The organism is Adhaeretor mobilis (assembly GCF_007741515.1).
In the GTDB taxonomy this organism is placed as follows: Bacteria; Planctomycetota; Planctomycetia; order Pirellulales; family Lacipirellulaceae; genus Adhaeretor; species Adhaeretor mobilis.
Genome location: NZ_CP036263.1, coordinates 1,300,662 through 1,316,173, shown reverse-complemented (window position 1 = coordinate 1,316,173; position 15,512 = coordinate 1,300,662). Strand labels below are relative to the sequence as shown.

The window sequence follows — 15,512 nt, the reverse complement described above, 5'->3', positions numbered from 1 at the left end:
ACACGCTCGCGCTATACTCGACTCGCCGTTCCGATTCTGTCGATGAACTCTAAAGGGCTGTCGATGCGCTTCTGGATGAAGTGCCTTGTGTAGCCTCTAGGGACACTTCCCATTGAGGGATAGATACAGCGGGCACGGATGCGCCCTTCAAAGATAAGCACAGCAGCAGAGGATTGCTGCCGGTGCTTCAGGTTCGTTTCCAATTGCGCATTCATTAGCCCACTATTGTCGCCTATGTTCGAAAATCGCAGCTTGAAGCTCGATCTCTTTTCGTTGGTGTTGCTGGTCGTCGCGGGACTCATGGGAACCGCGATGTGGACTTACAACGCCGCGGATCCGCCCAGCACGTTGGTGTTTCCGGCCCGCGAAACGGTGACCAACGCTTGCGGTTGGGCTGGCGCGTACGTAGCCCACTACCTATTCAGTAGTGTTGGCTTTGCGGCCGTATATGTCGTGGGATCGTTGGTAGTGACCGCGATGATGTTGATCTTCCGTCGTGAGATCGATCAACCCATGCTGCGCAGCTTCGGCTGGGCCGCGTCGCTCACGGCAATAGCCACGCTCGCCACGTTAGCCTTCCCACGGGCTACCCCTGGACCTGAAATCGGCGCCGGTGGCTATGTGGGTGCGATGGGCTTTGCACTACTGGAATCTCACTTCGCCATGTTCGGAGCCTACGTCCTGGCATTCGCCGTGTTGCTGGCAGGTATCTTGCTGTGCACCGATTACTTTCTGTTGCGTTTCGCTACGGCAACCACTGTGGCCTCGGGTGCCGGCCTCGTGAAAGTTGGGCGGCTTGGTGGGCGAGTTGCCTCGCTAGGTTCGGGGCGTGTGAAGACCGACCTGGAAGGCCAATTTGATGAAGGCCAGCTAGACGCAGATGAAGACGAGTACGAATACGAGGAAGAAGCTGAGGGCGATGAGGAGTACGAGTATGAAGAGGAAGATGAAGCCGAGGAGGACGCCGAGTGGGAAGAAGAGGACGAGTACGAGGAGGAGGAAGATGAAGAGCCCGAGCCCTTAGCAGTTCGCACACCGGTTAAAAAAGACAGTGTCAAGAAGAATGAACTCCCCGCTGCTGAAGCGGCAGCGGCCGTCGAGGGGACTGCACTGGTTGCTGGAGCAACGACTGTGGCGACGGGGCTGAAGGGCAAGCTCGCAAATGCATTGCGGATCAAGAATCCGAACACGAAGCGGAACGAGCGCGAAGAGATCATCGAGCAACTGGAAGCTGCCGACCACCAGGGCGTGGATGATCTCGACTATCAGCTGCCGCCGCTCGATTTGTTACTCGAAGCAGAGGACGTTTGTTACGAAGATCACGAGAAAGAAGTCCGCCGTCGGGCGAAAGTGCTGGAGAAGACGTTCAAGAACTTCGGCTTCAATGTGAAGGTCGTAGAGATCGAAACGGGGCCGGTCATCGCCCAGTACGAGCTAGAACTCGAAGCCGGCTTGCGGCTCTCCAAGATCATGAATCTTGCGGACGACATCGCGGTCGCCCTGCGCGTGCCGGGTGTACGAATCGTGGCCCCCCTTCCGGGCAAGAACTCCGTGGGTATCGAAGTGCCCAACGAGACCCGCCAGGTCGTACGGATGCGAGAGGTCATCGAAGAGACCAACGGCAAAGCAAAGCGGATGAAAATCCCGATCTATCTAGGCAAAGATGTCACCGGCAACCCGATGGTCGTGGACCTGGCGAAGCTGCCTCACTTGCTGATCGCTGGTCGTACGGGCACGGGTAAGAGTGTGTGTTTGAACTCGATCATCGTGTCGATGCTCATGAGCCGCGGGCCTGATGAGGTGCGCATGCTAATGATCGACCCCAAGATGGTCGAGCTCTCCGGCTATAAGAAGCTGCCGCACCTGATGCACCCGGTTGTAACAGATATGCGCAAAGCTGAGGCAATCCTCGCCTGGAGCGTGGACAAGATGGAAGAGCGCTACGAACTGCTGGCAAAAGCGGGAGTACGGCAAATTTCCGTCTACAACGAACTCAGTGAAGAAGAACTGCGCGACCGCATGCAACCTCGCAGTGATGCGGAATGGGAAGAGGTACCCAAAAGCCTGCCTTACATCGTGATCGTGGCCGACGAAATGGCCGACTTGATCATGACCTGCGGCAAAGAGGTACAGGACCACATCATTCGGCTAGCGCAAAAGAGCCGTGCTGTTGGTATCCATCTGATACTCGCCACACAAAAACCAACAGTCGACGTGATCACCGGTCTTATCAAAAGTAACTTGCCGGCCCGTATTGCGTTCCAAGTCGCCAGCCGTACTGACAGCCAAGTGGTACTCGACGCCAACGGTGCGGACAAGCTCCTTGGCAATGGCGATATGCTGTTTCTGTCGCCCGGCACAAGCACGCTGCTGCGTGGGCAAGGCACGTTCTTGTCTGACGATGAGATCACCGATATCACAGACTTTGTGGGCACCGATGCGCCGCAGTTCGCTAAGGAACTGATCGAGCTGAAAACCAAGGAGGAACAAGAAGCCTCTGCGGGAGCCGGCAAGCCGGACGACCGCGACGATCTGTACAACGATGCTGTCGAGGTTGTGATCCGCGAGCAACGAGGCAGTGTGTCACTACTCCAACGCTGCTTGAGTATTGGCTACGGACGTGCAGCCCGGCTCATTGACTTCATGGCGGAGGATGGCATCGTCGCCGCTTACAACGGTGCGAAAGCTCGCGAAGTCACCATGACCATGGCGGACTGGCTGGCTAGCAACGGTGAGGCGGAACCGGAGATCGACCCCGATGAGCCGGTTACCGCGGTCACAGTGCCAGCGAAGCCTGTGAGGCCGAATACAATTAAACCACCGGTGGAAGACTCCAGTGCCTTGGAAGATGAACTAGACAGCGAGGATGAAGAGCTAGACGGGGAAGACGCAAGCGCTGAGGACGATGAAGAAGACAACGATGAGTTGAGAGACGAGCACGAAGAAGAAAATGTATACCAGGAGGAGGCTGACGAAGCCGAGGACGATTCCGCAAACGAAATAGACGAGCCCGATGAGGAGCAAGACGACCTCGAAGAAGACGACGAAGAGGAGGACGTTGGCCCGCCAGTGAAGACTAGCGGCCGGCGGATTCGCCTGGACGGAGCGGACACGCAGAAGAGCTTTGCCGGCGTGCCCGCTGCCGCTCCGAAATCTAGTACAAGCGGCAGAAGCATGATGGACCTGCTAGAGAAAAAAGCACCGAGCGCAGGCGCGTCAGCCATCATGGGCCTGTCGAAAACCAAAGCTGCCAACACCGTTGCAGAGAGCGCCGAGAGCATCGTTGCCCCGTGGGAGGAGGAAATCGACACCGCCATGTCGGCGATCGCAGAGGAGCTAGCAAGCGACGATGTGGTGCAGGCTGAAGAGAGTACTGGCGTGGTAGCCAACGACACAGTTGCGCAAGAAGAAGAAACTCCGCAGCAAAACGAACTCGACGAGCAGGACGACCTCGATGATGATGAGTACAGCGATGATGAGACAGCCGAAGAAGATCCAGCCGTAGTAGACAACGCTGCCACGGAAGAGGATGCGTCCGAAGCTGATGAGCTAGCGGAAGAGGCCGGCGAGGAGGCAGCCGACGACGAGTCAGCAGAGGAACCGTCGCCTGAAGAGCTGGCATCCGATGAGCTAGCTGAAGATGAAGAATGGGAATACGAGGACGATGAGCTAGAAGACGAAGGAGAGGACGACGCGTCAGCAGACAGCGAGGATGAAGCTCTTGCCGACGATGAAGAGTGGGAATACGAAGAGGAAGACGGAGAGACCGAAGCCAGTGAAGAAGAGGCTCTCGCGGATGATGAAGAATGGGAGTATGAAGACGAGGATGAAGAGGCAGAAGCTGAGGACGACGAGCTGGCAGAGGATGAAGAGTGGGAATACGAGGACGATGATGAGGCTGCAGAGTGAGTTGATTAAGCAACGAATTTCAAGGTCGCCCTTGTGTCATTTCGACAGGTGTCTCAGCACCGGAGAAATCCGGTTTGTTACTATTTTGGTACTCAATCCGGATTCCTCCGCCGCTGAGACGGCTGTCGGAATGACATGATATTGCGCAGTGTGAACGAGTCTTAGAGGGAGAAATCACTATGAACGTCGATGAATTCTGTGCCAAACTTTGGGCCGACTATGTGGCAATGACACCTCAGGCGGCCAAAATAAAGGCCGCTTTTGAGGAACGGGGCGAGACGGTAGTGAACGACCACGTGGCGTTTCGCACTTTGGCGCTCGAGCCCATTGGGCTGGAGAAGCTGGAACCGCACGTGCTCGCGCTGGGGTACGAGCGTTTCGAGCCGTACGCGTTCCCAGCGAAAAAACTCCGCGCGTTTGGCTATCTGCCGCCGCGAGACGATTTGCCGCGGATTTTCCTTTCTGAGTTACTGGTCGATCAACTCACAGAACCAGCCCAAGAGATTCTTCGACGTTGTGCAGAGCAAGTCGACGCCAAGCGAGTTGCCACCAGCGATGTCCTATGGGCAGGACGGCTGTGGGAGCCCATCGGCTGGGAAGAGTACCAAACCCTGCAAGCGGAAAGCGAATATGCGGCTTGGCTCTCGACCGTGGGCATTCGACCGAATCATTTTACGATTGGCGTGAACGCTTTGGAAAAATATACCAGCGTCGAGGCGGTCCTTGGCGTCGTGGAAGAACTTGGCTTCACGGTGAACGATTCAGGCGGGCGGGTGAAGGGTTCGCCGGACGTACTGCTGGAGCAAGGCTCCACCATGGCCGACCAACTTGCGATGCCGTTCGCAGACGGCAAGGAGAGGCACGTGCCGACTTGCTATTACGAGTTTGCCAAACGCTACCCGCAGCCTGACGGCAAACTGTTCCAAGGGTTCGTCGCGGCTAGTGCTGACAAGATATTCGAGTCGACAGACGCCAAGGAAGTGAAACCCAGTGGAGCAGACTCTTGAGCACAGCAGAAAAAACCAAAGTCGCAATCCTTGGTGCCGGAAAAATCGGCGGAGCGGTCGCGCGCATTCTGCATCACTCCGGCCGGTACGATGTGCTCGTGGGCGACTTCTCAGAGGACGCACTAGAGCGCCTCTCCCGCGATGTCGAAGTAAAAACGGCCAAGGTCGATGTAACCGATCACGATGGCGTGGTGAAGGCAATCAGCGGTTGCCGGGCGGTGCTCTCCGCGTGCCCGTTTGATCAAAACGAAGGCATCGCTGCCGCGGCACTGACTGCGAAGGTAAGCTACTTCGATCTCACTGAAGATGTCGCCACGACGAAAGCCGTCCGAGGGATTGCGAAGCAAGCCGTCGAAGGCCAGATCTTCATGCCGCAGTGTGGGCTGGCACCCGGGTTCATCGGCATCCTGGCCAACGACCTATGCCAAGGGTTTGAGAAACTGGATCGTGTGAAGATGCGAGTCGGCGCACTACCGCTCTATCCGACGAATTTGCTGAAGTACAATCTCACCTGGAGTACCGACGGGCTGATCAACGAGTACTGCAATCTTTGCGATGCCATACGCAACGGCGAGATGGTCGCCCTGCAGCCGATGGAAGGGCTCGAACATTTCGCCCTCGATGGCGTGGACTACGAAGCATTCAATACTTCCGGCGGACTGGGCACGCTGACCGAAACGCTTGCCGGCTCAGTGAATGATCTCGACTACAAGACTGTCCGCTACATCGGTCATCAATACTTGATGACCTTCTTGCTACAAGGCCTGCGGCTGGACAATCGTCGCGACCTGCTCAAGGAACTGTTAGAAGAAGCGGTGCCACTGACCGACCAAGATGTCGTGCTGACCTTCTGTACCGTGACTGGTTGGCGAGATGGACGGTACGAACAAGTGGCCGACGCGCGTAAGATTTATCATGGCGAGCTATGCGGCAAACCGGCCAGTTCCATCCAAATCACCACCGCGACTAGCCTATGTGCCGTGCTCGACATGCATGTGAATGGCCAACTTCCCAACAAGGGTTTCGTCCGACAAGAAGACGTTGCGCTGTCTGACTTCTTGGCAAACGAGTTCGGCAAGCCTTACGAGTCGGCAACGCAGGTCCGCGCACCCATTGCCGCTGCCCGGAAACTGGCCGCCGACTTAACCACAGGCCTGGGGACTACAACATGAACATTTCGACCTTATTACTCCCGAATCTCATCGATGGTGCCGCCCCGGGCTGTGTTATCGGTGCTAAATCGATTGCCGGTGCGGGACCGGTGATGAATCCGAAGTCGCCGATCAATGGCCAGCCGACGCTGCCCGTTTCGAGCTGCTCGACTGCACAGGTTGGCTTGGCGATCGTCGCGGCCACCGGGTCTTTCAACTCTTGGCGGTTGGTTCCCGCCCCAAGACGCGGCGAATTAGTTCGCCAAGTTGGCGATCTCGTACGAAAAAACAAGGCTGAGTTGGCCGAGTTGGTCTGTTGGGAAGCAGGGAAAATACGCGCGGAAGCCGAGGGCGAAATTCAAGAGTGGATCGACGTCTGCGAGTTCGCCGTCGGTTTGTCTCGCCAACTCTACGGTAACTCGATCGCCAGCGAACGACCTGAACATCACCTGATCGAACAATGGCAGCCACTGGGGCCCATCGGCGTCATTTCCGCATTTAACTTCCCAGCGGCCGTCTGGGCTTGGAATGCCATGGTGGCCCTAGTGTGTGGCGACACCATTGTTTGGAAACCCTCCGAACAAACGTCGCTCACGGCTCTTGCCTGCCATGAAATGGTCACGCGTGTTGCAGCCAATTTCGAAGGGGCGCCGGAAGCCTTGTCGAGCGTCATCATTGGCGATGCTGAAGTCGGCAAGAGTTTGGTTGCCGATGAACGGCTGCCGCTCATTTCAGCCACGGGCTCGACGCGCATGGGCCGCGCCGTAGCGGAAGTCGTTGGCGCTCGCTTGGGACGTAGCCTACTGGAACTCGGCGGCAATAACGCCATGATCGTCGCTCCCAGTGCCGACTTAGACCTCGCCGTGCGCGCCATCGTGTTCGCCGCAGTGGGCACCTGCGGCCAACGTTGCACGAGCTTGCGACGCTTGATCGTGCATCGCGATCATGTCCACAAGTTAAGCAAACAGTTACAAAGTTCGTATGCATCGCTCCCGATCGGAGATCCACGCGAAGAAGGGACACTCGTTGGCCCGCTGGTGAACGAAGCGGCGTTTGAACGTATGCAAGCGAGCATCGAAGCAGCGAAAGAGCAGGGCGGCACGCTATTGTGTGGCGGTGAGGCTCGCAGCGAAGGCGTTCCCGCCGGCGGCGTGTATGTCGAGCCGGCCCTAGTGCTCATGCCCGAGCAAACCGAGGTGATGCGGGAAGAGACCTTCGCGCCACTTACCTACGTGGTGCCTTACGATACGTTGGACGAAGCCATCGCCATGCACAACGGTGTGCCGCAAGGTCTGTCCTCTTCGATCTTCACTACCGACGTACGCGAGGCGCACCGCTTCATGAGCGCTACCGGCAGCGACTGCGGCCTGGTGGGTGTAAATATTGGCACCAGCGGCGCCGAAATTGGTGGCGCGTTCGGCGGCGAGAAAGAAACAGGCGGCGGTCGCGAGAGTGGCTCCGATTCCTGGAAGCAGTACATGCGCCGTTCCACGGCGACAATCAACTACGGCACCGCGCTGCCGCTGGCGCAGGGGATTAAGTTTGGGGAGTAGCTATCGCTACGTGACAGCTGAGTCGCGTCATCTCTCCAATTCCCCGCAACTCATTCATGCCCGGGCAACGGAGAGCGTAATCTGCGGCAAGCGGTAACTTATTGCCTGAAACCTTGCCGCAGCACAAGACCCAGGCTAGACTGGTGAAGGTGGTAGGTCAAGGAGATTTAGCACCATAAATCTCCGACTGCAGCCTCTCTCAAATTAGCGAAGATCATTCAGCAAAGAGCAGCCTAATCCATCGCCACAATGTAGCCGGACTTCATGCTCAAGGGGCGTGAGTTCCGGCTTTTTTGTGTCGATTGTTTAACAGGAACTAATCCAGAATGAAATTTTACTACGCTATTCGAAACAGAGCAGCGAACTCTCATTGTAAATCATTTGTTCTGTCCATTGGGTTTTGGTTGGCCTTGATAACGATTGCTCGTGCCGAACCGAGCCTCAATATATTGATAATGTCAGGTGAAGCTTCCCCCGATGGGAACGGTACTTTTGGATCGGCCACGCATCACGCGACTTTTTACAAGCCTCAAATCAACGAGGCTGGACAAGTAGCTTTCATGGCCCAGATGGTAGGCACCAGTGGAGGCCCTGTCGATGACTTAGGATTGTTCCTCATTGATGGCGCACAACTCAAGTTGGCCGCTCGCAAGGGTGATGCTGTTCCCGAGAGCAATGGTCAGTATGAAAGATTTGGCTTTTCTACTTCAACCTTTTTTCCAGCCGATTTCACTTTGAATACCAACGGTGAGATCGCGTTTGGTGCCAGCTTGTCGACAACCGACGGTGGAGCAACCGACAACCAAGGAGCCTATTTTTGGGATGGAGAAAGCCTAGCTCCCATAGCTCGAAAAGGCCAAGCCGCTCCTGGTGGTGATGGAATTATCAGTGACCTACAAGCGCCACTTTTCAACGACGCTGGTCAATCAGTGATTCTGACGGATATCACGGACTCAAGCTCGTCGTCTTCAGACGGCATGGCAATCTTTCGTGGCGAGAGTGGCATACTGAGGCAAATCGCAAGATCAGGCCAAGCTGCCCCCGATGGAAATGGGACTCTCTCTACGCTCAGTACGCCAGTTTTAGACAATGCTGGCAATGTAGTATTTACTGCAAGGCATCTGGACACGATTAGTACCCCTAACGATCAGCTTGCGATCTACCGCGGTGGTCATGAGGTAGGGTTGACTCAAATCGTTCGAGGGGGACAATCTGCTCCTGGTGGTTCTGAGAATTTCGAAAACGTTACCCGACCTGTGGTAAACGACCTCGGTCAAACGGCGTTTATTGCCGGCTACCCCAACAATATGGTAGGGCACTTTTCTGATAACCGACTTATTCTGAATGATGGCACGACTAACACTGAAATAGCCCGATCACAGCAAATTTTCCTCGGTCCAGCTGGTAGTGTACGATTCTACAGCTTCGGTAAAACAGTCTTCAATAACGCAGGAGAGATCGGCTTTTCTGCAACCCTGGACTCTCCCACGGCATTGGCAGGCATCTTCAAGGGAGACGAAACGGGCCTGACTACCGTTGCAATTGATGGACAGAGCGTGCCTGAAGGCAACGGTGCATTCCGGTTTTTTGGCGGTTTCGACTTCAACGACAATGGCCAAGCAGTTTTCCAAGCCTCTTTACGAGATACTTTTCCAAGTAACGTGAACGATAGGGGTATCTATTTTTACGACGACGACTTGGGTCAGGTAACAATCGCGCGCGAGGGCGATCCTTTCATGGGTAGTACCCTCGCTCTCAGTGACAACTCTCACGTAAGTTTGAACAACCAGGGGCAGGTTACTTTTGCCTTTCAACTTGCAGATGGCCGAGAGGGCATCGCACTGTGGTCGCTTAAAGCAGGCGTTCCCGAACCGTATACTGCAATCCTGGCTATTCTTGCGATTCCTGTTGTAATTTCACGACGGAGCCGCTTACTTCTGAATTAGACTCCTCTGAGTAACTAAGTCTTAACGGTGTGCCTCTTATCTATTGATACCTGCGCACTGAAGTTTACATGCTCATTCTTAAAAGGCCTGCAATCACAGAGCCTAAGTTGCTAGCACGTCGCTTTCGTCGCGCATATCTCAATAAGTTACTGGAAGCAGTACATGCGCCGCTCCACGGCGACGATCAACTACGGCACCGCGATGCCGCTGGCGCAGGGGATTAAGTTTGGGGAGGATTGATTAAGTAGCTCGGCCATCGGAGGCTGTCAGTTGCACATGAGTCCCTAATTCCCATGCCTTTGGGTTGGGTAGCCCCGACACTTCTTCCGCAATAAGCTTTGCTGCTTCTATCGCTCTGTCGGAAATGTGTCGGGGTCGCTTGCGACAAGAGGCTTAGAATGGTGGCATTCATTAGGCGGAAGACCTCTTGTGCTGCGCACACCGACACCTCTCCCTTGCACTCTTTGCGAGGTGGCCAAGCAAAATGAGGAGAAAGCGTCGGTGCTACCCAATTCTGGGACTTGCGTGTAATCGACAGGTAGAGCACTGATCTACTGTTGGTTGGCCTTCCCAGCGAACCTGTGGGCTCTTCCGGGGTTCCTTTCTGGCAGGGCCCGCTAAGCCGCGAGCGGCTATCTTGGTGGCTCGCCTTCAATTCCAGAGCTTTTCCAACTAAAACAGTAGATCGCCCGGATGAATGTCATTCCGAAAAGAGTCGAACGACTGAGGAATCTGGCTTGGACTCTAGTTCGCTTTGCACACCGAATAGAACTCCTATCCTGATTTCTCGGTCGCTAAAGCTCGGCCGGAATGACGAGTCAGGTGACCAACCAGTTCTCCAACTTTTGCTCCACCTATGAAAACTATCCAAATCTACGATACGACACTTCGCGATGGTGCCCAGGGCGAGGGGGTGAGCTTTTCGCTCGAAGACAAGGTGCTTATCGCGCGAAAGCTCGACAAACTCGGGTTCGATTTCATCGAAGGGGGCTACCCGCTCTCAAACCCCAAGGATGCGGAGTTTTTTCAACGCCTGCACGAGAAGCCGTTGGAGAATAACGCGAAGCTTTGCGCATTCGGCATGACACGCCGGAAAGGCGTAGTAGCGAAGGACGATCCTGGCATGATCGCCCTGATCAAAGCGGAAACACCAGTCGTCACGATCGTTGGCAAAACGTCCGACTTTCATGCGAAAGAAGTCCTTGGAGTATCGCTGGAAGAAAACCTCGCCATGATCCGCGATACGGTTGAGTTCTTCGTCAGTGAGGGCAAAGAAGTCATCTACGATGCTGAGCACTTCTTCGACGGCTGGAAAGCGAATGCCGATTACGCGCCGCAAACGATCAAAGCGGCAGCCGAAGCGGGTGCGTCGATCATTGTGATGTGCGACACCAACGGTGGCAGCCTGCCCGAGGAAATCGCCCAAATCACCAAGGAAGCTTCCTCAGCGGTAGACATCCCACTGGGTATTCACACGCATAACGATAGCGAACTGGCTGTAGCGAATTCGCTCTCAGCGATCGATGCCGGCGCTACGCACGTACAAGGCACAATCAACGGCTTGGGCGAGCGATGTGGCAACGCAGACTTAATTTCCGTCGTCGCGAATCTGGCTCTCAAGAAACAAGGCTATCAAGTGCTTGGAGGCGACGGTTCCAATTCCGGAGGGGGCGCCGAACGCCTCACGGAGCTGTCGCGTTACGTGTATGAAATCGCCAATATGCTGCCTCGCAACGGGCAACCGTTCGTGGGGCAAAGTGCTTTCGCCCACAAAGGCGGCATGCACGTTCATGCCGTTGCCAAGGCAGCACACAGCTACGAGCACATCGACCCGACTGAGGTGGGCAACGAGCGTCGCATCCTGGTCAGCGAACTGTCCGGCCGCTCCAACATCCTGGCTCTCGCGACGAAACTAGAACTCGATAAAGACAAAGACCTCATGGGCCGCGTGCTCAAGGAAGTCGTTGAGTTGGAGAATCAAGGCTACCAGTTCGAAGCGGCCGAGGCGTCGTTCGAAATCTTACTCAAGAAGCTGGCCGGCACGTTCCAACCGCACTTCGAGCTAATCAAGTACCACATCGATGTCGATCGCTTACCCGATGGCACGCCAATCACTGAAGCAACCGTCAAGCTGCAAGTAGGCGAGGAAGTCCGCCATGAAGTGGCCGAGGGCGATGGCCCGGTGAACGCCTTGGACGGAGCATTGCGAAAAGCCTTAGCAGGGCACTTCCCCGAGCTAGCAAAGATGCACTTAGTCGATTACAAAGTGCGCGTCATCAACAGCGAAGCCGCCACCGCCGCCAGCGTGCGCGTGGTGATCGAAAGCCGCGACGAAATCGAGTCCTGGGGCACCGTGGGCGTTCACGAGAACGTGATCGAAGCCAGCTGGATGGCGCTGGTGGATTCGCTTGAGTACAAGCTTTGCAGGAGTGAGAGTTGAGAGACTAGGGTCGAGAGCCTCGGGGAAAATTACGTTAACCGTCGACCTTGGTCGCCGTGTGGTTTGCACGGCCTGCAACGGTTACCTCCCAACCCCTCGCCAATCACTCGAAATCCTGCCGACAGAGGCTATTTCCCGTTTGAACAAGAAACTTCCAAAGTAAAACAACTAGCGCCCAATAGCCAACAACCCACAATGACTGACTTTCAAGCACTCCCCTCGCAGTACGACCATAGCGCCGCTCAAGAGAAGTGGTACGCCTATTGGGAAAAGCAAGAATACTTCCAGGCCGATCCGCAGAAGGTACTCTCCGGCGAGAAGCAGCCTTTCTCGGTAGTCATCCCGCCCCCCAACGTGACCGGGGCGTTGCATCTGGGGCATGCCCTCAACAACACCTTGCAAGACATTCTCGTGCGGCGAAAACGCATGCAGGGGTTTGAAGTGCTTTGGCAACCGGGCACCGATCACGCGGGCATCGCCACGCAGGCGGTTGTGGAGCGGCGACTGGCGGAAGAGGAGAAGAATGAAAAAGGAGAACCGCTCACGCGGCACGATCTGGGGCGTGAGGGGCTAGTTGATCGTATTTGGAAGTGGAAAGAGCAGTACGAGAAACGCATTCTTGGGCAGCTCAAGCAACTGGGCGCCAGTTGCGATTGGTCGCGCACGCGGTTTACGCTCGACGACCAGTGCGCCCGTGCCGTGCGCGAAACGTTTTTCAAGCTGTTTGCTGATGGCAAAATTTATCGTGGCAAACGTCTGGTGAACTGGGACCCGTTCCTGCAAACGGCGGTGAGCGACGACGAGGTTTATCACACCCAGATCAAAGGCCACTTCTGGCATTTTCGTTATCCTGTGGTTGATCCGAAACCGGGCGAGCCGACGCATGTCACTATTGCGACGACGCGTCCCGAGACGATGCTCGGCGATACGGCAGTCGCGGTGCATCCCGATCCGGCCAAGCAGCTCGACAAGGTGGAAGCAGAACTCAAAGAAAAGCTCGCAGCAGCCAATGATAAAGACAAACCAGCGATTGAAGCCCAAATCGAAGCAATCGCCGAGCGTCGCAAGAACAAGCTGCCTGAACTCGAAACCCTGCGCGACATGGCCCAGCGTGGCGTGAAGTTGAAATTGCCACTGACGGATCGTGAAATTCCCTTGATTACCGACGTGTGGGCGAAGCCAGAACTTGGCTCTGGCTGCGTGAAAATCACGCCAGCGCACGATGCGAACGACTACGAAGTATGGCAACGCAACGAGCACATCGGCACGCTCAACATCATGAACGCTGATGGTACTTTGGCTAGCTCCGTGCCGGGGCCATTCCAGGGGCTGACGATGAGAAAGGCTCGAGCTGCCGTCCTAGAAGCACTTGCCGAAGGAGGCTTCCACGACCCAGAGACCGACGTTGAAGACCGAGAAATCGACCTCGCCCACAGCGATAGAAGCAAGACGCCCATCGAACCGTACTTGGCGGACCAGTGGTTCGTGAAAATGGACGAGCTAGCGCAGTCCGCCATGGATGCCGTCAGCGATGGCAAAGTGAAAATCATCCCCGAACGTTATGGCAAGAGTTATCTCGACTGGCTCAGCGAGAAACGCGACTGGCCCATCGGGCGGCAACTGTGGTGGGGGCATCGGGTTCCAGTTTGGTCAAAGAGTTTTGCCGGCATAGATGCAAGAGATGCAATTGTTGCCAAAGTTGGTCAGGTCGATGATGCGATCGGAAGCGGTGATGGCACGGAGTTCACAATGAGCCATGATCCTGATGGCGCTAATGGGGTCGCGTACCTTTGCTTGCGGGAACCGAATCCCTTAGGGGAAGAAGCTGCCAAAAAACTTGGCTTCGTCCAAGAAGAAGACGTCCTCGACACTTGGTTCTCCAGCGCTCTCTGGCCCTTCTCTACGCTCGGTTGGCCGGATGACACCGATGCCCTTAAAGCGTTCTATCCCACAAGCACGCTGAGCACGTCGCGCGACATTATCACGCTGTGGGTAGCGCGGATGGTGTTGATGGGTGAATACCTGAATCCAAATAACGAAGAGGGGGGCGGAGTGCCGTTCCCTGAGGTGTATATCCACCCGAAGGTGCTGGATGGCTACGGGGAGACGATGTCCAAATCCAAGGGCAATGGCGTCGACCCGTTGGATGTCATCGAGAAGTTTGGGGCCGATGCACTACGGTTTGGTATTGCGTACCTCACGACCGAAACGCAGGACGTGCGGATGCCGGTGGAGTTTGAGTGCCCGCACTGCCAGGGGAACTTTAAGCAAACCAAGAAGAACCGCACCCTGCCGGTCGTTGAATGCGAGAAATGCAAGAAGCCGTTTAGCACCCAATGGGCGCAAACGGACGAAGAGAAGGCTCATAAGCGTGGGGCGGTTACCAGCGAGCGGTTCGAGCTGGGCCGCAACTTCTGCAACAAGCTGTGGAATGCTTCGCGTTTCGCACTGATTAACCTCGGCGATGAGGAGCTCGGCAAGTATACGTCTGCTTCAGTTCCAGACGATCAGTTGCTGTTGGAAGATCGCTGGTTGCTCTCGCGCCTAGCAACGGTGACGCAACAAGTGGATAACCACCTAGCAGCCTACCGCTTTGCCGATGCGGCACGGGCGTTGTACGACTTTGCCTGGGACGAGTTCTGCAGCTTCTACCTGGAAATGACCAAGGCGCGATTCAGCGTGCCTGAGCAACGGCCTGTGGCGCAGCGCGTGTTGGCGTACGTGCTTGATTCGCTGCTGCGATTGCTGCACCCAATGATTCCTTTTGTGACCGAGGAGGTTTGGCAGCTGCTGGGTGAAGTAGCTCCGACGCGGGGACTGACAGATAGTGATCTAGCGCAAGAAACTTCCGAAAGCGTTTGTGTGGCGAGTTGGCCCGAAGCTGACACCGCGCGGATCGATACGAAAATCGAAGAGCAGTTTTCTGACTTTCAAGCAGTGCTGGGAGCCATTCGCGAAATTCGCACGCGGCAAAATGTGCCGCAGAAGGAAGCGATTGAATTCAGCGTGAAGTGCGATGCAGAGCGTGCCGCTCGCTTACAGTCGATGCAACCTTACTTCGTACAGATGGCCCGCGCGACTTCTACTGAACTTGGCCCAGGTGCCACTCCACCGGAAACTTCCGCCAGTGTCGCCCTCTCTGACAAGCAGGCAGGCGTTCAGGTTTACGTGGACGTCAGTGCGTTCATCGATGTCGAAGCGGAGAAAGTGCGACTTTCAGGCGAACGAGACAAACTGGCGAAGTTCGTGAGTAGCCTCTCCGGCAAGCTCAATAACGAGAACTTCGTAAGCCGCGCCCCAGCCGATGTGGTCCAGCAGCAGCGTGAAAAGCTGGCCGAAGTGGAACAGCAATTGGCCGCGGTCGAGAGTTCGTTGGCGAAACTGTAGTCCAAGAAACCAACCCTTTTACCACGAAGGACGCAAAGGTCACAAAAAAAAACATTGGTTCCACATAGCGTTTTTTTAGCTAGATTTCTCTTCGTGTTCTTTGTGCTCTTTGTGGTTGT

Annotated in this window: 8 protein-coding genes; all 8 read left to right on the top strand. The window is 55.7% G+C overall.

Annotated features, from left to right (window positions below):
* Positions 1–234: 234 nt before the first annotated feature.
* The 8 genes from HG15A2_RS05170 (at position 235) to HG15A2_RS05135 (ending at position 15,393) form a co-directional block, all read left to right on the top strand.
* Positions 235–3,909, top strand: coding sequence for a DNA translocase FtsK (locus HG15A2_RS05170; RefSeq protein ID WP_145058494.1), 3,675 nt, complete (start codon positions 235–237; stop codon positions 3,907–3,909).
* A gap of 179 nt (positions 3,910–4,088) precedes the next feature.
* Positions 4,089–4,916 (top strand): DUF1338 domain-containing protein, encoded by an 828-nt coding sequence (locus HG15A2_RS05165; protein ID WP_145058492.1) that lies wholly within the window; start codon positions 4,089–4,091, stop codon positions 4,914–4,916.
* Complete coding sequence (locus HG15A2_RS05160) at positions 4,913–6,088, top strand: saccharopine dehydrogenase family protein (protein WP_145058490.1); 1,176 nt, start codon at positions 4,913–4,915, stop codon at positions 6,086–6,088. Before HG15A2_RS05165 ends, HG15A2_RS05160 begins: the two co-directional genes overlap by 4 nt.
* Positions 6,085–7,620 carry an L-piperidine-6-carboxylate dehydrogenase gene (gene amaB / locus HG15A2_RS05155; protein ID WP_145058488.1) on the top strand — a complete coding sequence of 512 codons (1,536 nt, stop codon included), beginning with the start codon at positions 6,085–6,087 and terminating at the stop codon, positions 7,618–7,620. The genes HG15A2_RS05160 and amaB overlap by 4 nt, the downstream gene beginning before the upstream one ends.
* 326 nt (positions 7,621–7,946) lie before the next feature.
* Positions 7,947–9,566 carry a DUF7453 family protein gene (locus tag HG15A2_RS05150; protein ID WP_449186644.1) on the top strand — a complete coding sequence of 540 codons (1,620 nt, stop codon included), beginning with the start codon at positions 7,947–7,949 and terminating at the stop codon, positions 9,564–9,566.
* Positions 9,567–9,634: 68 nt separating this feature from the next.
* Positions 9,635–9,790 carry a hypothetical protein gene (locus tag HG15A2_RS23800; RefSeq protein ID WP_218932335.1) on the top strand — a complete coding sequence of 52 codons (156 nt, stop codon included), beginning with the start codon at positions 9,635–9,637 and terminating at the stop codon, positions 9,788–9,790.
* A 632-nt stretch (positions 9,791–10,422) separates the two neighbouring features.
* Positions 10,423–12,006, top strand: a complete 1,584-nt coding sequence (gene cimA, locus HG15A2_RS05140; RefSeq protein ID WP_145058485.1) for a citramalate synthase — start codon at positions 10,423–10,425, stop codon at positions 12,004–12,006.
* A 195-nt stretch (positions 12,007–12,201) separates the two neighbouring features.
* A complete protein-coding gene (locus tag HG15A2_RS05135) occupies positions 12,202–15,393 on the top strand; it encodes a valine--tRNA ligase (protein WP_145058483.1) in 3,192 nt (1,063 codons plus the stop codon).
* Positions 15,394–15,512 lie beyond the last annotated feature (119 nt).